Annotated in this window: 18 protein-coding genes; 9 read left to right on the forward strand and 9 right to left on the reverse strand. The window is 61.1% G+C overall.

The features are described from left to right. Positions 1 to 175: 175 nt before the first annotated feature. The 4 genes from BM403_RS18440 to BM403_RS18455 all read left to right on the forward strand — a co-directional run bounded on the left by BM403_RS18440 (position 176) and on the right by BM403_RS18455 (position 5,397). On the forward strand, positions 176 to 2,767 hold the full coding sequence (locus BM403_RS18440; protein ID WP_012722585.1) for a glycosyltransferase: 2,592 nt from the start codon (positions 176 to 178) through the stop codon (positions 2,765 to 2,767). A gap of 237 nt (positions 2,768 to 3,004) precedes the next feature. Next, on the forward strand, positions 3,005 to 4,156 hold the full coding sequence (gene dapE / locus BM403_RS18445; RefSeq protein ID WP_093544155.1) for a succinyl-diaminopimelate desuccinylase: 1,152 nt from the start codon (positions 3,005 to 3,007) through the stop codon (positions 4,154 to 4,156). Continuing rightward, positions 4,156 to 4,965, forward strand: coding sequence for a putative RNA methyltransferase (locus tag BM403_RS18450; protein WP_093544157.1), 810 nt, complete (start codon positions 4,156 to 4,158; stop codon positions 4,963 to 4,965). Before dapE ends, BM403_RS18450 begins: the two co-directional genes overlap by 1 nt. A 54-nt stretch (positions 4,966 to 5,019) precedes the next feature. Continuing rightward, positions 5,020 to 5,397 carry a hypothetical protein gene (locus BM403_RS18455; RefSeq protein WP_012722582.1) on the forward strand — a complete coding sequence of 126 codons (378 nt, stop codon included), beginning with the start codon at positions 5,020 to 5,022 and terminating at the stop codon, positions 5,395 to 5,397. 82 nt (positions 5,398 to 5,479) lie between these two features. Here BM403_RS18455 and BM403_RS18460 read toward each other — a convergent pair whose 3' ends face one another. Beyond that, positions 5,480 to 5,689, reverse strand: coding sequence for a cold-shock protein (locus tag BM403_RS18460; protein ID WP_003219353.1), 210 nt, complete (start codon positions 5,687 to 5,689; stop codon positions 5,480 to 5,482). A 180-nt stretch (positions 5,690 to 5,869) separates the two neighbouring features. Here BM403_RS18460 and plsB point away from each other — a divergent pair, with 180 nt between their 5' ends. From plsB to BM403_RS18475, 3 genes are read left to right on the forward strand one after another with little or no spacing between them, the layout of a single operon-like run. Continuing rightward, a complete protein-coding gene (gene plsB / locus BM403_RS18465; RefSeq protein ID WP_012722581.1) occupies positions 5,870 to 8,389 on the forward strand; it encodes a glycerol-3-phosphate 1-O-acyltransferase PlsB in 2,520 nt (839 codons plus the stop codon). A 51-nt stretch (positions 8,390 to 8,440) separates the two neighbouring features. Continuing rightward, on the forward strand, positions 8,441 to 8,842 hold the full coding sequence (locus BM403_RS18470) for a YbaY family lipoprotein (protein ID WP_043204895.1): 402 nt from the start codon (positions 8,441 to 8,443) through the stop codon (positions 8,840 to 8,842). Positions 8,843 to 8,882: 40 nt separating this feature from the next. Further along, entirely contained in the window at positions 8,883 to 9,572 is a 690-nt protein-coding gene (locus BM403_RS18475) for a DUF4197 domain-containing protein (RefSeq protein WP_012722579.1), read from the forward strand. A gap of 67 nt (positions 9,573 to 9,639) precedes the next feature. Here the strand turns inward: BM403_RS18475 and BM403_RS31605 are convergent, their stop codons facing one another. The 3 genes from BM403_RS31605 to BM403_RS18485 form a co-directional block, all read right to left on the reverse strand. Further along, positions 9,640 to 9,852 (reverse strand): hypothetical protein, encoded by a 213-nt coding sequence (locus BM403_RS31605; RefSeq protein ID WP_122809887.1) that lies wholly within the window; start codon positions 9,850 to 9,852, stop codon positions 9,640 to 9,642. Between the two features lie 155 nt (positions 9,853 to 10,007). Then, the gene (locus BM403_RS18480; protein WP_093544159.1) at positions 10,008 to 13,073 is read right to left on the reverse strand and encodes an efflux RND transporter permease subunit; all 3,066 of its coding nucleotides are present in this window, start codon (positions 13,071 to 13,073) and stop codon (positions 10,008 to 10,010) included. Between the two features lie 6 nt (positions 13,074 to 13,079). Beyond that, positions 13,080 to 14,180: an efflux RND transporter periplasmic adaptor subunit gene (locus BM403_RS18485; RefSeq protein ID WP_046036630.1), complete on the reverse strand. Its 1,101-nt coding sequence runs from the start codon at positions 14,178 to 14,180 to the stop codon at positions 13,080 to 13,082. A 94-nt stretch (positions 14,181 to 14,274) separates the two neighbouring features. On the opposite strand from BM403_RS18485, the gene BM403_RS18490 reads away from it, so the two are divergent. Continuing rightward, on the forward strand, positions 14,275 to 14,910 hold the full coding sequence (locus BM403_RS18490) for a TetR/AcrR family transcriptional regulator (protein ID WP_012722575.1): 636 nt from the start codon (positions 14,275 to 14,277) through the stop codon (positions 14,908 to 14,910). Positions 14,911 to 15,040: 130 nt separating this feature from the next. On the opposite strand, the gene BM403_RS18495 is transcribed toward BM403_RS18490, so the two are convergent. Next, a complete protein-coding gene (locus tag BM403_RS18495; protein ID WP_012722574.1) occupies positions 15,041 to 15,823 on the reverse strand; it encodes a class I SAM-dependent methyltransferase in 783 nt (260 codons plus the stop codon). Positions 15,824 to 15,919: 96 nt separating this feature from the next. Here BM403_RS18495 and BM403_RS18500 point away from each other — a divergent pair, with 96 nt between their 5' ends. After that, on the forward strand, positions 15,920 to 16,540 hold the full coding sequence (locus BM403_RS18500) for a hypothetical protein (protein ID WP_043204893.1): 621 nt from the start codon (positions 15,920 to 15,922) through the stop codon (positions 16,538 to 16,540). A 3-nt stretch (positions 16,541 to 16,543) separates the two neighbouring features. Here BM403_RS18500 and BM403_RS18505 read toward each other — a convergent pair whose 3' ends face one another. From BM403_RS18505 to BM403_RS18520, 4 genes are read right to left on the reverse strand one after another with little or no spacing between them, the layout of a single operon-like run. Beyond that, positions 16,544 to 17,242: an extensin-like domain-containing protein gene (locus BM403_RS18505; protein ID WP_046036629.1), complete on the reverse strand. Its 699-nt coding sequence runs from the start codon at positions 17,240 to 17,242 to the stop codon at positions 16,544 to 16,546. A 3-nt stretch (positions 17,243 to 17,245) separates the two neighbouring features. Beyond that, complete coding sequence (locus tag BM403_RS18510; RefSeq protein WP_012722571.1) at positions 17,246 to 18,073, reverse strand: isocitrate lyase/PEP mutase family protein; 828 nt, start codon at positions 18,071 to 18,073, stop codon at positions 17,246 to 17,248. Between the two features lie 27 nt (positions 18,074 to 18,100). Beyond that, positions 18,101 to 18,961, reverse strand: a complete 861-nt coding sequence (locus BM403_RS18515; RefSeq protein ID WP_012722570.1) for a DUF72 domain-containing protein — start codon at positions 18,959 to 18,961, stop codon at positions 18,101 to 18,103. Further along, entirely contained in the window at positions 18,961 to 19,251 is a 291-nt protein-coding gene (locus tag BM403_RS18520) for a hypothetical protein (protein ID WP_012722569.1), read from the reverse strand. The genes BM403_RS18515 and BM403_RS18520 overlap by 1 nt, the downstream gene beginning before the upstream one ends. Between the last annotated feature and the right edge of the window lie 107 nt (positions 19,252 to 19,358).

Genomic DNA, 19,358 nt, shown 5'->3' on the forward strand with positions numbered 1-19,358 from the left:
CGGCAAGTTTTAAGCTACAAGTTACAAGTAAAGAACTTAGATGTACTTTCGCTGCCCAATGTCCGGTTTTTCTCGGCTTGCTGTACGGTCAGGGAAGGGCCGGTGTAGGATGCGCGCCGTTCGGCGTAGGCCGACACCTCTTTTCGTTCCACACCCTTTGGAACCCGAAATAGCCATGGCATCGCGTAAATTTGGACTCAACCTAGTGATAGTGCTGGCAATTGCCGCGCTATTCAGCGGTTTCTGGGCGCTGATCAACCGCCCGGTCACCGCCCCCAACTGGCCTGAACAGATCTCCGGTTTTTCCTACTCGCCGTTCCAGCAAGGCCAGTACCCACAGAAAGACCAGTACCCGACCGACGACCAGATGCGTCGCGACCTCGAGATCATGAGCAAGCTGACGGACAACATCCGTACCTACTCGGTCGACGGCACGCTGGGGGATATCCCCAAGCTGGCCGAGGAGTTCGGCCTGCGTGTGACGCTAGGGATCTGGATCAGCCCGGATCTTGAGCGCAACGAGCGAGAAATCCAGCGCGCCATCGAAATCGCCAACAGCTCGCGCAGTGTGGTGCGGGTAGTGGTCGGTAACGAAGCCCTGTTCCGTGAGGAAATCACCCCTGAAGCGCTGATTGTGCTGCTCGACAGGGTCCGCGCCGCCGTGAAAGTGCCGGTGACGACGTCCGAGCAATGGCACATCTGGGAAAAGAACCCGCAACTGGCCAAGCACGTCGACCTGATCGCCGCGCACATCCTGCCGTTCTGGGAATACATTCCGATGGACAAGGCCGGCCAGTACGTACTCGACCGCGCCAGGGACCTGAAGAAACTGTTCCCGAAAAAGCCGTTGCTGCTGTCGGAAGTGGGCTGGCCGAGTAACGGCCGCATGCGCGGTGGCAATGAAACGTCGCCTGCCGACCAGGCGATTTATCTGCGCACACTGGTGAACAAGCTCAATCGCCAGGGTTTCAACTACTTCGTGATCGAGGCGTTCGATCAGCCGTGGAAAGTCAGTGACGAAGGCTCGGCCGGCGCTTACTGGGGTGTATACAACGCTGCGCGCCAGCAGAAATTCAACTTTGACGGGCCGGTGGTGGCGATTCCGCAATGGCGCGTGCTGGCCATCGGTTCGGTGGTGCTCGCGCTGCTGTCCCTGACCCTGCTGATGATCGATGGCTCATCCCTGCGCCAGCGTGGCCGCACCTTCCTGACCTTTATCGCGTTTCTCTGCGGTTCGGTGCTGGTGTGGATCGGCTACGACTACAGCCAGCAATACAGCACCTGGTTCAGTGTCACCGTGGGGATCCTCCTGGCCCTTGGCGCCCTCGGCGTGTTTATCGTGTTGCTGACCGAAGCCCACGAACTGGCGGAAGCGGTATGGACCCACAAGCGCCGGCGTGAATTCCTACCCGTGGAGGGCGATTCGGACTACCGCCCGAAAGTGTCGATCCATGTGCCGTGCTACAACGAGCCGCCGGAGATGGTCAAACAGACCCTCGACGCCTTGGCCGCCCTCGATTACCCGGATTACGAAGTCCTGATCATCGACAACAACACCAAGGACCCGGCCGTGTGGGAGCCGGTACGCGACTACTGCGAAACCCTCGGCCCGCGCTTCAAGTTCTTCCACGTCGCGCCGCTGGCGGGTTTCAAGGGTGGTGCACTGAACTACCTGATCCCACACACCGCCAAGGACGCCGAAGTGATCGCGGTGATCGACTCGGATTACTGCGTGTCGCCGAACTGGCTCAAACACATGGTGCCGCACTTCGCCGACCCGAAAATCGCCGTGGTGCAGTCGCCGCAGGATTACCGCGACCAGAACGAAAGCACCTTCAAGAAGCTCTGCTATGCGGAATACAAAGGCTTCTTCCATATCGGCATGGTGACGCGCAACGACCGTGACGCGATCATCCAGCACGGCACCATGACCATGACCCGTCGCTCGGTGCTCGAAGAACTGGGTTGGGCCGACTGGTGCATCTGCGAAGATGCCGAACTGGGCCTACGCGTGTTCGAGAAAGGCCTGTCGGCGGCGTATTACCACGACAGCTACGGCAAGGGCCTGATGCCGGATACCTTTATCGACTTCAAGAAACAGCGTTTCCGCTGGGCCTACGGGGCGATCCAGATCATCAAGCGCCACACCGCGAGCCTGTTGCGTGGCAAGGGCACCGAGCTGACCCGTGGCCAGCGCTACCACTTCCTCGCGGGCTGGTTACCGTGGGTGGCGGACGGCATGAACATCTTCTTCACCGTGGGCGCCCTGTTGTGGTCGGCGGCGATGATCATCGTGCCGACGCGGGTGGACCCGCCGTTGCTGATTTTCGCGATTCCGCCATTGGCGCTGTTTGTGTTCAAGGTCGGCAAGATCATCTTCCTCTACCGCCGTGCGGTAGGCGTGAACTTGAAGGATGCATTCTGCGCAGCCCTGGCCGGTCTGGCGTTGTCCCACACCATCGCCAAAGCGGTGCTGTATGGCTTCTTCACCACCAGCATTCCGTTCTTTCGTACACCGAAAAACGCGGATAACCACGGCTTCTGGGTCGCGATTTCCGAAGCCCGCGAAGAAATGTTCATCATGCTGCTGTTGTGGGGCGCGGCGCTGGGGATCTACCTGGTGCAGGGCCTGCCCAGCAATGACATCCGCTTCTGGGTGGTGATGCTGCTGGTCCAGTCGCTGCCGTATGTGGCGGCGCTGGTCATGGCTTTCCTGTCGTCGCTGCCGAAACCGGCGCCGAAGGTCGAGCTGGCAACCGCTGAGTAAAAACTTGCGCAATGCACTAAACGGCGGCCTCTGGCCGCCGTTTTGCTATAAGATAACGGCCGTTTTATGAGTCTTGGCCCAGGCCAATGCTTTGTGTGGGAGGGGGCTTGCCCCCGATGGCGGTGGCCCAGTCAACAGATGCAGTGACTGACACTCAGCCATTGAGGGCAAGCCCCCTCCCACACTGAATCTACGCCCCTTACGTCCTGCGCCCATCACATGCTTCCGGAGTTTTCCATGACGGCCCATGCCGACCTTTCGACGACCCTTCAACTCGCTATCGACCTGATCCGTCGCCCCTCAGTGACGCCGATCGACGCCGATTGCCAGAAGCTGATGATGCAGCGCCTGGGCGACGCCGGTTTTGCGCTCGAGCCGATGCGCATCGAAGACGTGGACAACTTCTGGGCCACCCATGGTAAGCATGACGGTCCGGTGCTGTGCTTCGCCGGCCACACCGACGTGGTGCCGACCGGCCCGGTGCAAGCCTGGCAGAACGACCCGTTCGACGCGTTGATCGACGAAAACGGCATGCTCTGCGGGCGTGGCGCGGCGGACATGAAAGGCAGCCTGGCGGCGATGCTGGTGGCGGCCGAGCGCTTTGTCAGCGACTACCCGGACCACAAGGGCTCGGTCGCCTTCCTGATCACCAGCGATGAAGAAGGCCCGGCGCACCACGGCACCAAAGCCGTGATCGAACGCCTGGCCGCACGCAAGGAGCGTCTGGACTGGTGCATCGTCGGCGAGCCGTCAAGCACCACCCTGGTGGGCGATGTGGTCAAGAACGGCCGTCGTGGTTCCCTCGGCGCGACCCTGACCGTACGCGGTGTACAGGGCCACGTGGCGTACCCGCACCTGGCGAAGAACCCGATCCACTTGGCTGCACCGGCCCTGGCGGAACTGGCTGCCGAGCATTGGGATGACGGCAATAGCTTCTTCCCGCCCACCAGTTTCCAGATCTCCAACCTCAATTCCGGCACCGGCGCGACCAACGTGATCCCCGGCGACCTGACAGCGGTGTTCAACTTCCGCTTTTCCACCGAATCCACCGTCGAAGGCTTGCAACAACGGGTGGCCGAGATTCTCGACAAGCATGGCCTGGACTGGCACGTGGAGTGGGCGTTGTCGGGCCTGCCCTTCCTCACCGAACCGGGCGCGTTGCTGGATGCGGTGTCGGCGAGCATCAAGGCGATCACCGGGCGTGAGACCCAGGCGTCCACCAGCGGCGGTACCTCCGACGGACGTTTCATCGCGACCCTCGGCACCCAAGTGGTCGAACTGGGCCCGGTCAACGCAACGATCCATCAGGTCAATGAGCGCATCCTGGCCAGCGATCTCGATGTGCTGACCGAAATCTACTACCAGACCCTGATCAAGTTGCTCGCCTGATGCTGGCCTGCCCCATTTGCAGCGCGCCGCTCAATGCGGTGGACAATGGCGTGGCGTGCCCGGCCGGACACCGTTTCGACCGCGCGCGCCAGGGTTACCTGAACCTGTTGCCGGTACAACACAAGAACAGCCGCGACCCCGGCGATAACCTGGCCATGGTCGAGGCGCGCCGCGACTTTCTCAACGCCGGGCACTACGCCCCGGTGGCCAAGCGCCTGGCTGAACTGGCCGCCGAACGTGCGCCGCAGCGCTGGGTGGACATCGGTTGTGGCGAGGGTTACTACACCGCGCAAATCGCCGAAGCCCTGCCTCACGCCGATGGCTACGCGCTGGATATCTCCAAGGAAGCGGTCAAACGCGCTTGCAAGCGCAACCCGGCGATGACTTGGTTGATCGCCAGCATGGCCCGTGTGCCGTTGGCCTCAGGCAGTTGCCAGTTTCTCGCCAGCGTTTTCAGCCCATTGGATTGGGAAGAGGCCAAGCGCCTGCTCAGCCCCGGCGGCGGCTTGATGAAGGTCGGCCCTACCGCCGGCCACCTGATGGAACTGCGTGAGCGTTTATACGACGAAGTGCGCGAATACACCGACGACAAGCACCTGGCCCTGGTGCCGGACGGCATGAGCCTGGCGCACAGCGAAACACTGGAATTCGCCCTGAGCCTGGCCGAACCCCAGGACCGTGCCAACCTGCTGGCGATGACACCCCACGGCTGGCGCGCCAGTGCCGAGCGCCGCGCCGACGTGATCGAGGCGGCCGAGCCGCTGCTGGTCACGGTATCGATGCGCTACGACTATTTCGTGCTTCAATAACAGACTGTCCAGTATCCGCGAATGGATTTTCGAATCCCGCAACGAGGAACATCCATGCGCCAACCCGATATAGAGATTTACCTGAAGGACGCCGACGTCGACTACAAGGCCATCGCGGCCTGGCTCGGCGCCGCCCTGGGCCCCTGCACCGACTGGGTCCAGAAGGGCCAGACCTACAAGTGCAAGGCCGGCAACGTACCCGTTACCTGGCTGCCGAAAGCTGTAGGCAAATGGAACAGCCTGTACCTGGAAAGCGACCAGACGCCGTGGGACGACGACATCGCCTGTGCCCGCGCAGCCTTTGCCGCGCTGAACGTCGAAGTGCGTTGCGCACCGGGCACCTGGGTTGAGGAAGAAGGTGAAGAAAGCGCTGACACCTGGATTCGCATCAGTGAAGACGGTGAAGAGCAGATCACCTGGAAAACCGCATAATCCTGAAGAAGTGCTTGTGTAGTGAGCGGGCTTGCCCCGCTCACCACAGCAAGCCCCTTGCCACATCTGTACAGCGGTGGGCTTACAGCCCCACCACATCCTCCGCCTGCAACCCCTTCTCGCCAGTCACCACGGCGTACTCCACCTGCTGGCCCTCGGCCAAGGAACGATGGCCCTCACCGCGAATGGCGCGGTAGTGCACAAACACATCCTTGCCGTCTTCACGCTGGATAAAGCCATAGCCCTTTGCGTCATTGAACCACTTTACATTACCGGTTTCGCGCGTTGCCATCTGTTCACTCCCACCTGATTGTTATTGTTGAGTCGGTCGCGTTGAACTGCCGAGTATAAGACAGGCTCAAAAACGATCAACTCAAGTTTACATCGCTGCTTTTTTGCCGATTTTCGGTGAATACGGCACACTACCCGCCCGAGCGCCTGCTCGGTTTTTTCCACTTGAAGCAGCACGCCTATGACCCGCTCTCCGTTCCGCCGTCTAGTGTTTGGCACCTTGCGCCGACTGTTGTACCTCTGGGTTCGCTCAGAGACGATCAACCAGTCGTCCTTAACCCTTAACCTGGACCGCAGCCGGCCGGTGTTCTACGTCCTGCAATCGCCCTCCCTCAGCGAATTGGCCGTGGTCGATGCCGAGTGCACCAAGGCCGGCCTGCCGCGCCCGGTGCTGCCGGTATCGGTCGGCCCGTTGATGGAACCGGCGGCGTTCTTCTACCTCACGCCGGAACCGGACTGGCTCGGACGCCAGGACAAGCGCGGCGCACCACCGACCCTGACCCGGCTGGTCAATACCCTCAGCGAGCACGCCGAAGAGAATGCACAAATCATTCCGGTCAGCGTGTTCTGGGGGCAGTCGCCGGAGAGCGAGTCCAGCCCGTGGAAGCTGCTGTTTGCCGACAGCTGGGCGGTCACCGGGCGTCTACGCCGCCTGTTGAGCATCCTGATCCTGGGCCGCAAGACCCGCGTGCAATTCTCCGCGCCTATCAACCTGCGTGAATTGATCGAGCACAATAAAGGGCACGAACGCACCGTGCGAATGGCCCAGCGCATCTTGCGTGTGCACTTTCGTAACCTGAAGACCGCCGTGATCGGCCCCGACTTGTCACACCGGCGCAACCTGGTGAAGGGCCTGGTCAACATGCCGCTGGTGCGCCAGGCCATTGCCGACGAAGCCGAACGGGAAAAGATCACCCCGGAAAAAGCCAAGGCCCAGGCCCTGCGCTACGGCAACGAAATCGCCTCGGACTACACCTACACGGCGATCCGCTTCCTCGAAGTGGTGCTGAGCTGGTTCTGGAACAAGATCTACGACGGCATCAAGGTCAATAACATCGAAGGTGTGCAAAAGGTTGCCCAGGGCTACGAGGTGATCTACGTGCCCTGCCACCGCAGCCATATCGATTACCTGTTGCTCTCGTATTTGCTGTTCAAGAATGGCCTGACCCCACCGCACATCGCCGCCGGGATCAACCTGAACATGCCGGTGATCGGCAGCCTGCTGCGCCGTGGCGGTGCGTTTTTCATGCGCCGCACCTTCAAGGGCAACCCGCTGTACACCTCGGTGTTCAACGAGTACCTGCACACCTTGTTCACCAAGGGCTTCCCGGTGGAGTACTTCGTCGAAGGCGGACGCTCACGCACCGGGCGCATGCTGCAGCCGAAGACCGGGATGCTGGCGATTACACTGCGCAGTTTCCTGCGCTCTTCGCGCATGCCCATCGTGTTTGTGCCGGTGTACATCGGCTACGAGCGCGTACTCGAAGGCCGCACCTACCTGGGCGAGCTACGTGGCGCGAGCAAGAAGAAAGAGTCGATCTTCGATATTTTCAAAGTGGTTGGCGCGCTCAAGCAGCGCTTCGGCCAAGTCGCCGTCAATTTCGGCGAGCCGATCAAGCTGGCTGAGTTCCTCGACGCCGAGCAACCGGACTGGCGCTCCCAGGAGCTGGGCCCGAACTACAAACCCGCCTGGCTGAATGAAACCACCAACCGCCTCGGCGAACAGGTGGCGCGCCACTTGAACGAAGCTGCGGCAGTGAACCCGGTGAACCTGGTGGCGCTGGCATTGCTGTCCACCACGCGCCTGGCCCTCGACGAACAAGCCATGGCGCGCCAGTTGGATTTGTACCTGGCGCTGCTGCGCCGCGTGCCCTACTCGCCCCATACCACCCTGCCCGACGGCGATGGCCTGGCGCTGATCAAGCACGTCAAGGACATGGATCTGCTGTCGGAACAGAGTGATGCGCTGGGTAAGATTTTGTACCTGGACGAGCAGAATGCCGTCCTCATGACCTACTACCGCAACAACGTGCTGCACATTTTTGCGCTGCCGGCGCTGCTGGCCAGTTTCTTCCAAAGCAGCTCGCGGATGAGCCGCGATCAGATCCTGCGCTATACCCACGCGCTGTACCCGTACCTGCAATCGGAGCTGTTTATCCGCTGGTCGCTGGACGAGCTGGATACCGTGGTCGACCAATGGCTGGAGGCCTTTGTCGAGCAAGGCCTGCTGCGTTTCGAGAACAACGTGTACCTGCGCCCGGCGCCGAGCTCGCGGCACTTTGTGCTGCTGACGCTGCTGTCCAAGACTGTCGCCCAGACCCTGCAACGCTTCTACATGGCGATTTCGCTGCTGCTCAACAGCGGCCAGAACAGCATCAGCGCCGAAGAGCTGGAAGACCTGTGCACGATCATGGCCCAACGCCTGTCGATCCTGCATGGCCTCAACGCCCCGGAATTCTTCGACAAGAGCCTTTTCCGACATTTCATCCAGACTTTACTGGAGCAAGATGTGCTGCGCCGCGACGAAGCCGGTAAGTTGAGCTACCACGACCTGCTCGGCGAACTGGCCGAAGGCGCGGCCAAGCGCGTGTTACCGGCGGAGATTCGCCTGTCGATCCGTCAGGTCGCCTTGCATCGCGTGGATGGGGCCGCCGAAGCCGCGGTCGAACCGCAACCGCCAAAACCTGAAGAAAGCCGCTAGATTTAAGCAGGCGCCGGATGGAATCCGGCGCCGTTGAAAAGGAGCTGCACCTTGAAAAAGATCATCCTCCTGGGCCTTACCGCCCTGCTCGGAGCCTGCCAATCCATGACGCCCGCTCCCAAGGCCAGCCTCGACGGCGAAGTCTTCTACCTGCAACGTATCGCCCTGCCGCCGGCCGCAACCTTGAGCGTCAGCCTGCAAGACGTGTCCCTGGCGGATGCACCCGCCGTGACCCTCGCCGAGCAGAAAGGCCCGGTCAAAGGCCAAGTGCCGCTGCCCTTCCACCTGAGCTACGACCCCGCGCAAGTCAAACCCGGCCACAGTTATTCGGTGAGCGCTCGCATCGAACTGGATGGCAAGCTACTGTTTATCACCACCGAACGGTACTCCGTGCAGCTCAATGGCCAGGACCCACACCCCCTGCGCCTGCGCGTCGACGCTGTAGCCCACTGAGTCGTCTCTAGAACATAAGCCCTATTAAAAGGAAGCGCCCATGCTCCGTAACTCCCTTCGCTTTACTGCCCTGTGTGCTGGTTTGTTGCTCGGTGCCAACGCCATGGCCCTGGACTTGAGCAGCCTGTCCCAGGGTGACGCCAGCGGCGGCCTCAAGGACGCCCTGACCCAAGGCGCGCAGATCGCCGTGAAGCAACTGGGCGTCCCCGGTGGTTTCAGCAACAACCCGGAAGTGAAGATCGGCCTGCCTGGCAAGCTGGGCAAAGTGGCCGACAAACTGAAAATGTTCGGCATGGGTGACCAGGTCACCCAGCTGGAAACCAGCATGAACAAGGCCGCCGAAACCGCCGTGACCCAGGCCCAGCCGATCCTGGTCAACGCCGTCAAGAACATGAGTGTGACTGACGCCAAGGGCATCCTCAGCGGCGGCCAGGATTCCGCCACCCAGTACCTGAACAAAAGCAGTCGCGAGGCCATCCGCGCCAAGTTCCTGCCGATCGTCAAGGCCGCTACCGACAAGGTCGGCGTGGCTCAGCAATACAATGCCCTGGCCGGTAAAGCCGCAGCCTTTGGTGCGGTGGATGCCAAGAGCGCCAACGTCGAAAACTACGTGACCGAGCAGGCACTGGACGGGTTGTTCAAGATGATTGCGAAGCAGGAAGAAACCATCCGTGAGAACCCAGCGGCTGCCGCGACCAGCCTGGCGAAGAAAGTCTTCGGCGCCCTGTAAGCTCGCGCTCTGAGCCCGGACAGGTGGGGGAGGCTCACCTGCCCGGATTCAAGCAGTTCTGGCGTAATTAGAAGAACTTCCCTATACCAAAACCACCGAAGGCGATCATGCCCAAGGGCATGACACCGAAGCCAATTGCCGCGCCGCTCTTGGGCTTGCAAGGGTCTTCAGGCTTATTGCAGGAAGGGGATTTGGAGCAAGGGGGGTTAGGCTTGGCAGGCGCACAGGAGTTGCTGCCGCAGCCGGGCTTCCAAGCATTAAAATTAATACCTATTTTCATAAATACTCCTTGAATCATCAGATTTATGCTTCTGCCGACAGGGATAAAACCCTGGTGGCAAAAGACCTGGCAATCAGGTAATTCATGAGTGGCCCCTCGCCGAATAAACGTTCCTGGCTCCGTAATACGTTTGTGATTATCCCTACGACAAGGTTTTACACGGCCTGCGGTTTGACCCGGAACCATGCGGCGTACAACGCCGGCAAAAACAACAGCGTCAACGCTGTGGCCACAATCAGCCCGCCCATGATCGCCACGGCCATTGGCCCGAAAAACACGCTGCGCGACAACGGAATCATCGCCAGTACGGCCGCCAGGGCTGTCAGCACAATCGGGCGGAAACGTCGGACGGTGGCTTCAATAATCGCCTGCCAGGGTGCCAGTCCCGCCTTGATGTCCTGTTCGATCTGGTCAACCAGGATCACCGAGTTACGCATGATCATCCCCGACAGTGCGATGGTTCCCAGCATGGCCACGAAGCCGAAAGGTTGACGGAATACCAGCAGGAACAATGTCACACCGATCAGTCCCAGCGGGGCAGTCAGAAACACCATGGCGGTGCGCGAGAAGCTGCGCAGTTGCAGCATCAGCAGGGTCAGCACCACCACAATGAACAAGGGCACACCGGCCTTGACCGAATTCTGGCCACGGGCAGAGTCCTCGACCGTACCGCCGACATCCAGCAAATAGCCATCCGGTAGCTCCGCGCGTACGCCTTCGAGGGTCGGCAGGATCTGTTGGACTAACGTCGCCGGTTGTTCCTTGCCATAGATATCCGCGCGAACAGTCACGGTGGGCAAGCGGTTGCGGTGCCAGATGACGCCCTCTTCGAAGCCGTATTCGAGGGTGGCTATCTGCGACAGCGCTACGCTTTTACCATTGTCGGTAGGCACGGCCAGGCTTGGCAGCAGCGACAGTTCGGTGCGCTCGTGCACGGTGCCGCGCAAGAGGATTTCGATCAACTCGTTGTCCTCGCGGTATTGGCTGACGGTGGAACCGGTCAACGAACTCTGCAGGAATTTCGACAGGTTGGCGGTGCTCACACCGAGGGCACGGGCTCGGTCCTGGTCGATGTTGAGGTAGACGATCTTGCTCGGTTCTTCCCAGTCCAGGTGCACGTTGACCACATGGGTATTTTCGCGAACCTTGGCCGCAACCTTACGTGCGAGGGCGCGGACCTCTTCGATATGTTCGCCGGTCACGCGAAACTGCACTGGATAGCCTACAGGTGGGCCGTTTTCCAGACGTGTGACGCGTGAACGCAGGTCGGGGAATTGTTCGTTGAGGGTTTCGATCAACCAGGTGCGCAGGGTTTCGCGCTCCTCGATGGTTTTGGCCAATACCACAAACTGGGCGAAGCTGGTGGCCGGCAGCTGTTGATCCAGCGGCAGGTAGAAACGCGGCGAGCCTGTGCCGACGTAGGCCACGTAGTTATCGATACCGGCGTGATCCTTGAGCAAGGCTTCCAGGCGCTTGACCTGGTCGGCGGTATTGCTCAGGGAGGCGCCTTCGGCCAGCTTCAGGTCGACCATCAACTCCAGGCGGCCGGAGGCCGGGAAGAACTGCTGTGGCACAAAACGAAACAGCGCGACCGAGCCGATAAACAGCAGCAGCGTCAGGACGATTACGGTTTTGCGTCGCCGTACGCACCACTCCACCCAGCGTCTTACACGTTGATAGAACGGTGTTCCGTAGGGATCAGGGCCATCAGTGCCGTGCTTGGCCGCATGAATTTTCGCCAGGTCCGGCAGGAGTTTTTCCCCCAGATAAGGCACAAACACCACGGCGGCGACCCACGAGGCCAACAACGCGATGGTCACCACCTGGAAGATCGAACGCGTGTATTCACCGGTGCTCGACTGCGCAGTGGCAATCGGCAGGAATCCGGCGGCGGTGATCAATGTACCGGTGAGCATCGGGAACGCCGTGCTGGTCCAGGCGAAACTCGCGGCTTTGAGTCGGTCGTAACCCTGCTCCATTTTGATCGCCATCATTTCCACTGCGATGATGGCATCGTCCACCAGCAGGCCTAACGCCAACACCAGGGCGCCGAGGGAAATCTTGTGCAGGCCGATCCCGAGGTAATACATGGTGGCAAAGGTCATCGCCAGCACCAGCGGAATCGCCAGGGCTACCACCATGCCGGTGCGCACGCCGAGGGAGAAGAAACTCACCAGCAACACGATGGCCAGCGCTTCGGCCAGTACCTGCACAAATTCACCGACGCTGGTTTTCACCGCCGCCGGCTGGTCCGAGACCTTGCGCAGCTCCATGCCCGCAGGAAGGTTCTTCTGCAAGCGTGCGAATTCGACTTCCAAGGCTTTGCCCAGGACCAGGATATCGCCGCCGTCACGCATGGCGACGGCCAGGCCAATGGCGTCCTCGCCCATGTAGCGCATGCGCGGGGCCGGTGGGTCGTTGAAGCCACGGTGGATGTCGGCCACATCGCCGATACGGAAGGTGCGGTCACCCACGCGAATCGGAAAGCTGCGGATCTCTTCAACGGTCTTGAAATTGCCCGATACCCGAAGTTGCACACGCTCGCTCGGGGTTTCAAAGAAACCCGCCGTCGAGACCGCATTCTGTTCCTGCAAAGCCTGCTGCACCGCCGCCAGGGGTAAACCGAGGGTGGCGAGCTTGAGGTTGGACAGTTCGATCCAGATCTTCTCATCCTGCAGGCCGAGCAACTCGACCTTGCCCACATCAGGCACGCGCTGCAGTTGAATCTGGATACGGTCGGCGTAGTCCTTGAGCACGGCATAGTCAAAGCCATCGCCGGTCAGCGCGTAGATGTTGCCGAAAGTGGTGCCGAATTCATCATTGAAAAACGGCCCCTGGATGTCCGGCGGCAACGTCTGGCGGATGTCGCTGATCTTCTTGCGCACCTGGTACCACAGCTCGGGGATCTGCGCCGAATGCAGGGAGTCGCGCGCTATAAAGGTCACCTGGGATTCACCGGGGCGCGAGAAAGAGACGATGCGCTCGTACTCACCGGTCTCCATCAGTTTCTTTTCAATACGCTCGGTGACTTGCCGCGAGACTTCCTGGGCTGTAGCGCCGGGCCAATTGGTCTTGATCACCATGGCCTTGAAGGTGAACGGCGGGTCTTCGCTTTGCCCCAACTTGGAGTAGGACAAAGTACCGACCACTGCCAGCAGAATCATCAGGAACAGTACGATCTGGCGATTTCGCAACGCCCATTCGGAAAGATTGAAACCCATCGGGAACTACTCCTTGGCCGCCAGATTCACCACGCGGTTGGCGCGATCCACCGGGCGCACTTGCTGGCCTTCGTGGAGCACATGCACACCGGCGGCAATGACCCAATCGGTCGGGCTCAAGCCTTCCAGTACCGGGACGGTTTTTTCACCAAAGGCGCCAATACGGACCGGCACGCGTTTGAGGGTGTTGTCGGGCTGTACGCGCCAGACGTAGGACGCACCGTTCTCCGCACTGAGGGCAGAGAGCGGCACCGACAACGGAATAACGCCGTCAGCCTGTATGAATACGCGGGCGCTCTGGCCCAGTTCCGCCGGCACCTTGCCGCCGGTGAACGCCACGCGGGCCGCGAACGTGCGCGACTTCGGATCGGCCGCCGGTGACAGCTCGCGAATACGCCCGCTGAAGCGCTGGTCGGGCTGGCTCCACAGCTCGACCGACACCGGCTGGCCGATCTTGAAGCGACCAAAACCTTGCTCGGGCAGGCTGATCAGCACTTCGCGCTCGCCATCGGTGGCCAGGGTGAACACCGTCTGGCCGGCAGACACCACCTGGCCGACTTCGACCGCGCGCTTGGCCACCACACCGTCCTGGGGTGCGCGCAGCACGGCGTAGCCAGCCTGGTTGCTGGCCACGTCAAACTCGGCCTTGATCTGCTTGAGGCGTGCTTCTCCGGATCTATAGAGGTTTTCAGAATTGTCGTACTGGGAACGGCTGACCATCTGACGGTCCATCAGGGTCTTGTAGCGATCGCGCTCGGCACGCACTAGGCTCAGGTTGGCCTCGGCGGCGGCGACTTGGGCACGGGTCGCTTCGAGTTGCAGGCGCACGTCCTGAGGGTCGAGCTCCGCCAGCGCCTGGTTGGCCTTGACTCGTTCGCCCTCCTCCACCAGCCGCTTACTGACTTTGCCGCCAATGCGAAACGCCAGGTCCGGCTCATAGCGTGCGCGCACTTCGCCGGGGTAGCTGTCCATCGACTGCGCAGAAGGCTGTGGCTGCACCACCATGGCCGGTCGGATGGTGGTCTGGGTCGCTTCTTCATGGCCACAGGCGGCCAATAGGAGGACCAGACTGACAGGCAACGCAAAGGGCAGGAAAATGCTGCGCATGCTGTAGGACCTTTTCGCTAATGGAGCTAGGAATAATTATACTGGCGGGTATGTTATTAATACCAAACTCACCAGTCCAGTATTAAAGGTGAAAATGTCCGACAATCCTGTAAACACCAATAGCCCCGGGCGTCCCAAGGACATGGCAAAACGCCAGGCAATCCTTGAAGCCGCGAAAATCCTGTTTTTGAGCAATGGCTACGCCAGTACCAGCATGGATGCCGTTGCACTGGAAGCGGGCGTGTCGAAACTGACCGTCTACAGTCATTTCAACGATAAAGAGACGTTATTCACGGCCGCCGTAGTGGCCAAGTGCGAAGAACAACTGCCGGTGATGTACTTCGAGCTGCCCATGGGTGTGCCCGTAGAGACTGTGTTGCTGAACATCGCGCGAGGGTTCCATCGCCTGATCAACAGCGAAGAGTCAGTCAACCTGCATCGCCTGATGATGACCACCGGCAATCAAGACGTGAAACTCTCACAGATCTTCTTCGAGGCCGGCCCCATGCGCATGTTGCAAGGCATGGAGCGCTTGTTGAGCAAGATCGATCAGAGCGGCGCGCTGAGCATCGACAAACCGTTTACCGCAGCCGAGCACTTCTTCTGCCTGCTCAAAGGCACGGCGAACTTTTGCTTGCTGTATGGCTGCGGCGGGCAACTGAGCGAAGAAGCCGCCGAAGAACATGTACAGGAGGTGGTGGGGTTGTTTATGCGGGCGTACAGGCCTTAAAGGCTCGTTGCATGGACGGGCCTCATCGCTGGCAAGCCAGCTCCCACATTTTGATCGCTGGGCAACAGGTAAATAGCGGTCGGCTGTAAGGCCGCCGGCGGGAGCAAGCTCCCTCGCCACAGGTCCACGATCAAGGCTTGAGCGCTTTCTTGGGGTAGATGTCATACCGACTGGACTTGCCATCCAGCGCATGACTTGGCTTGGGCCCGTCAATGCACGGCGCCTTGCGCGGGCGCTTGACCACCACACGGTGGCTGGCCAGGGCCAACGCGGCAGCCAACAGCGCCGGGGCGTCCGGATCATCTCCCACCAGCGGCCGGAACAGGCGCATCTCCTTCTTCACCAGCGCAGTTTTCTCACGGTGCGGGAACATCGGGTCAAGGTAGATCACCTGGGGCGGCTCACCTTCCCAATTGCGCATCACGTCGATGGAGTTGCCCTTGAGCAACTGCATGCGCGCCACGATCGGCGCCACCTCAAAATCATCCGCGCCACGCGCCAACCCATCTTCAAGCAACGCGCCGATCAGCGGCTGGCGTTCGATCAAACTCATCTCGCAGCCCAGGCTGGCCAGCACGAAAGCGTCCTTGCCCAGGCCGGCCGTGGCGTCCAGCACCCGTGGACGCACGCCTTGGGCAATGCCCACGGCCTTGGCGATCATCTGCCCGCTGCCACCACCGTACAGGCGCCGATGCGCCGCTCCGCCTTCGACAAAGTCCACCCGCACCGGCCCAGGCGCGTCAGGCCCAAGCTGTTGCAACTGCAGGCCATGTTCGCCGACTTGCAGGGAAAAGTCCGCATCCGCCAGCTGCAACGGCAGCCCCAACAGTGACGCCCACTGCTCGGCACGGGCCTTGAAACCGTCGCCCAAGGCCTCGACCTGGATGCGGCTGGCCGCTGGTTGTTCGCTCATCAATCGCTACGCTCAAAAATATTAAGGATCGGCAACTACCGGCCGATAAAAACAACAGTCAGGTATTTTGCCAGAGCTGAGCGTCGACCGAGAAAAATGTCAGACATTCTTCCCCTAACCATCGGTGTACTGCCGACCCACAACCACTACGGCCTGCGCAATACCCAAGCGCTGGCCGGGGTGAGCCATGTGTGGCAGGACTTCTTCGCCCGGGCATTGGCCGAGCAGCTTGGCGATACGCCGGACGCGCTCGCGGTGCAGGCGCCTGCACCGGCAGACCCAGCGGTAGAACCGAGTGCTGGCGCCGATCTGTTGTCGCAGATCCTCACGCAGCGTGGGTGTGACGTGAAAGACACCGAAATCGCGCCGCCGGAGCCGCTGTTCCTGCCGATCGCCGAGTTCGAGACCGACTTGCTGCCACCCGCCGCCACACCGTTCCCGGAAGAAGAAATCGTCGCCCAGCAACGCCAGCAGAACTTCGAAAGCGGTTGGGTCCGCCCGATCGTACTGACCGCTGGCCAAGCGCTGCCGGAGCCAGGCCCGGCACCGGAGCCACGCCCACTGCACCTGCCCATCGCCGAATTCGAGTTGGACCTGCTGCCACCGGCCGCCACGCCGTACCCGACCGAAGAACTGGTCGCGCAACAGAAAGCCCTGGACTTCGATTATTACTGGGCACGCCCGCTGGTCACCCACAACCTGCGCCTGGCCGCCTGACACTCAGCGACACACCCACCAACGCCCCATATCCAGATGGAAATGGTTGCGGTGCGCGGCGTTGTAGTCCGGGCTCAGCACCACATTGAAATCATCACAGGCGCTATCGCGTACTTGGCGCAGGAACCGCGCATTATCGCCCTCCCCCGGCCAATCCTTGAGCACGCTGATACTGCGCCCATCCGCCAGACGAAAGCCGGCAATGTCCAGCGCATTGGCCGACGCATGCTGGCTCAGTCGCCCCTCGGCACGGTTATACATATTGCGACAGGCAAAACTGCCCAGATGGTCAACCCGTGTCACCGCCTGGCCGAATACCGCCTGGGCCGCCGGTTGCAGGCTGTGCCGCTCGAACAGGGCGAAGGCCACCGCCAGTGGGCAACTGGCGAGGAAGCTGCTGCTCAGCCCGACCGCTGCGCCCTGGACGCGCAAGGTATTACGCAAGGGGCAAGCGGCATCGGCGGGCGAGTCCGCCTGATGGCTGACGCGCAGGCCCGAGGTTTCCAGCACTTGATCACACAGCGCCGGGTCATCCTGCAGGCGCCCCAGCTTGTAACGGGTCAGCAGGTTGGGGCTGGCACGTACGTCCAGCGGTGCCCAGGGGTTCCAATCGGCCGGTATTGGCACCCAGCCACGCCAGACGCCCACGGCAACGGCGCCCGCCAGAATCAGCAGCAAGCCCATCACGTTTAAAAAACGCACGGCTTAGTCCTTGAAGAACTGGTTGGCCTGGCTGAACGGCATCTTGCGCTCGGTAAAGGTGAACGTGCCCAGCTCATACACTTCCTGGGCTGCACGATAGAACTCACCGTAGGCCGCCAACGCCAGGGCCGAGCCGACGCTGATCCGTCGCACGCCCATCTCGCTGAGCTGCGCGACGCTCAGGTTCAAGCCGCCGGACATCAACACATTCACCGGCTTGGGCGCCACCGCCTTGACCACCGCCAGCACTTCCTCGGCACTGCGCAAGGCCGGCGCATACAGCACGTCGGCACCGGCCTCGGCGTAGGCCTGCAGGCGGCGGATGGTGTCGGGCAGATCCAGGCGGCCGTGCAGGAGGTTTTCCGCACGGGCCGTCAGGGTGAAGGGGAATGGCAGGCTACGGGCGGCGGCAACGGCCGCTTCCACACGTTCTACGGAAAGGTCAAAGGGATAGATCGGGTCGACGGCGACGCCCGTGGCATCCTCGATGGAACCACCGACGATCCCCGTGGCGGCGGCACGCAGGATGGTCTGGGCGCAACCTTCGGGGGTGTCGCTGAAGCCGTTTTCGAGGTCAGCCGCCACCGGCAGCGCCGTGGCCTTGGCGATCATGCCGGCATTGATCAACGTGTCTTCCAGGGACAGCGCCCCTTCCGCATCCGGGCGCGCCAAGCTGAACGCGTAGCCCGCACTGGTGGTGGCCAGCGCTTCAAAACCCAGGCTGGCCAGCATCACGGCGGAGCCTGCATCCCACGGGTTAGGCATTACGAAGGCGCGGTCACGCTCATGCAAGGCCTTGAAGGTTTCGGCGCGAAGGGTTTGCGCATCCATGTCTGGCTCCTGGCGGGAAAAGGAGCCCTAGAGTAACCCCAGTTGCTCCACTTCGGGGGTACGATCCAACGTGGGCAGTGGCGGCAGCCCAGGTAGGCGCGCCATCAACTGGTCGTGGAAACGCAGGGCCAACTGCGCGGCGAGACGGTTATCCGAGGTGTGCAGGAACACATAGGGCGTGCGGCCTTCTTCGATCCAGCCGGCGACTTTTTCCACCCAGGGGACCAAAAACGGATCGTTGGCTTCGAGTTCGGGATGGCCGATAAAACGCACTTGGGGGAACTGCGTCAGCGCCGCCGGCCGTGGTGGCACCTTGGGCTTTTTCGATTGGGCGTGCAGCACGGCGGCTGAAGTCGACGTGCAACTGAAGAGTGCACGAGGGTCCAGGCAGATGCGTTCCACGCCCCGGTCACGCAACAAGCGGTTGAGCATGCGCTCGGCATCGCCCTTGGCGAAGAATTCCTGATGCCGTACTTCTACGGCCATTGGCCGCTCCAGGCCATCAATGAAACCGGCCAATTCCCCCAGACGCTGCGGTGTGAACGTCGCGGGCAGCTGCAACCACAGCGGCGATACCCGCTCACCCAAAGGACTCATCAAGCCCACAAAGCTTTCCGCTGCCGGGAGCTGCTCAATCAGGTTGCCGCTGTGGCTGATATCACCGGGAAACTTGGCCGTGAAGCGAAAATCCTCGGGCATGATCTCGGCCCAGCGTTGCACGGTGGCGGCCGACGGGCGGGCATAAAACGTGGTGTTGCCTTCAACGGCGTTGAAAACCTGGGAGTAGAGCGCAAGGTAGTCGCTGGAACGGGCATCGGCGGGGTACAGGTACTCGCGCCAAGCGTTTTCACTCCAGGACGGGCAACCCAGGTAGTAAGGCAGACGCATCAGATGTGGATGTCGAGGCCCAGCACTTCCATATCCCATTCGACAAAGCCGGCGGTGGTCAGGTAGCTGGCCAGGGCGGTGGCGACACTTCTGCTCATTGAGCGTGGGAAGACCATGTCTTGCTGACGGGCGGGAAGACCGCTGATACGTGATTGAGCGTTGGACTGCGCATCGGGCTGGACTTCGATGAAGTCCGGTGAATCTTCGACGGACTCGTCTACCGTGACGTTGGCCTTACGCGGCTTACGCTTGATGGGGTAGGACTGTGAGGAAAAGCCGTCTATACGCATCGATGCGAACTCGGTATCGGTGATGGCATTTTAGTGGCGCAATCCGTAACGCGCAAATGCTCTGGTGATAACTAGAACACATAATTTGAAAAAGGTTTAAAGCAGGG

It is taken from the genome of Pseudomonas sp. OV546 (assembly GCF_900116845.1).
Taxonomy (GTDB): domain Bacteria; phylum Pseudomonadota; class Gammaproteobacteria; order Pseudomonadales; family Pseudomonadaceae; genus Aquipseudomonas; species Aquipseudomonas petroselini.

Excerpts from the sequence above, each read along its gene's own strand:
- BM403_RS18440 (WP_012722585.1), top strand. The coding sequence starts at position 176 with ATGGCATCGCGTAAATTTGGACTCAACCTAGTGATAGTGCTGGCAATT.
- dapE (WP_093544155.1), top strand. The coding sequence starts at position 3,005 with ATGACGGCCCATGCCGACCTTTCGACGACCCTTCAACTCGCTATCGAC.
- BM403_RS18450 (WP_093544157.1), top strand. The coding sequence starts at position 4,156 with ATGCTGGCCTGCCCCATTTGCAGCGCGCCGCTCAATGCGGTGGACAAT.
- BM403_RS18455 (WP_012722582.1), top strand. The coding sequence starts at position 5,020 with ATGCGCCAACCCGATATAGAGATTTACCTGAAGGACGCCGACGTCGAC.
- BM403_RS18460 (WP_003219353.1), bottom strand. The coding sequence starts at position 5,689 with ATGGCAACGCGCGAAACCGGTAATGTAAAGTGGTTCAATGACGCAAAG.
- plsB (WP_012722581.1), top strand. The coding sequence starts at position 5,870 with ATGACCCGCTCTCCGTTCCGCCGTCTAGTGTTTGGCACCTTGCGCCGA.
- BM403_RS18475 (WP_012722579.1), top strand. The coding sequence starts at position 8,883 with ATGCTCCGTAACTCCCTTCGCTTTACTGCCCTGTGTGCTGGTTTGTTG.
- BM403_RS31605 (WP_122809887.1), bottom strand. The coding sequence starts at position 9,852 with ATGAAAATAGGTATTAATTTTAATGCTTGGAAGCCCGGCTGCGGCAGC.
- BM403_RS18480 (WP_093544159.1), bottom strand. The coding sequence starts at position 13,073 with ATGGGTTTCAATCTTTCCGAATGGGCGTTGCGAAATCGCCAGATCGTA.
- BM403_RS18485 (WP_046036630.1), bottom strand. The coding sequence starts at position 14,180 with ATGCGCAGCATTTTCCTGCCCTTTGCGTTGCCTGTCAGTCTGGTCCTC.
- BM403_RS18490 (WP_012722575.1), top strand. The coding sequence starts at position 14,275 with ATGTCCGACAATCCTGTAAACACCAATAGCCCCGGGCGTCCCAAGGAC.
- BM403_RS18495 (WP_012722574.1), bottom strand. The coding sequence starts at position 15,823 with ATGAGCGAACAACCAGCGGCCAGCCGCATCCAGGTCGAGGCCTTGGGC.
- BM403_RS18500 (WP_043204893.1), top strand. The coding sequence starts at position 15,920 with ATGTCAGACATTCTTCCCCTAACCATCGGTGTACTGCCGACCCACAAC.
- BM403_RS18510 (WP_012722571.1), bottom strand. The coding sequence starts at position 18,073 with ATGGATGCGCAAACCCTTCGCGCCGAAACCTTCAAGGCCTTGCATGAG.
- BM403_RS18515 (WP_012722570.1), bottom strand. The coding sequence starts at position 18,961 with ATGCGTCTGCCTTACTACCTGGGTTGCCCGTCCTGGAGTGAAAACGCT.
- BM403_RS18520 (WP_012722569.1), bottom strand. The coding sequence starts at position 19,251 with ATGCGTATAGACGGCTTTTCCTCACAGTCCTACCCCATCAAGCGTAAG.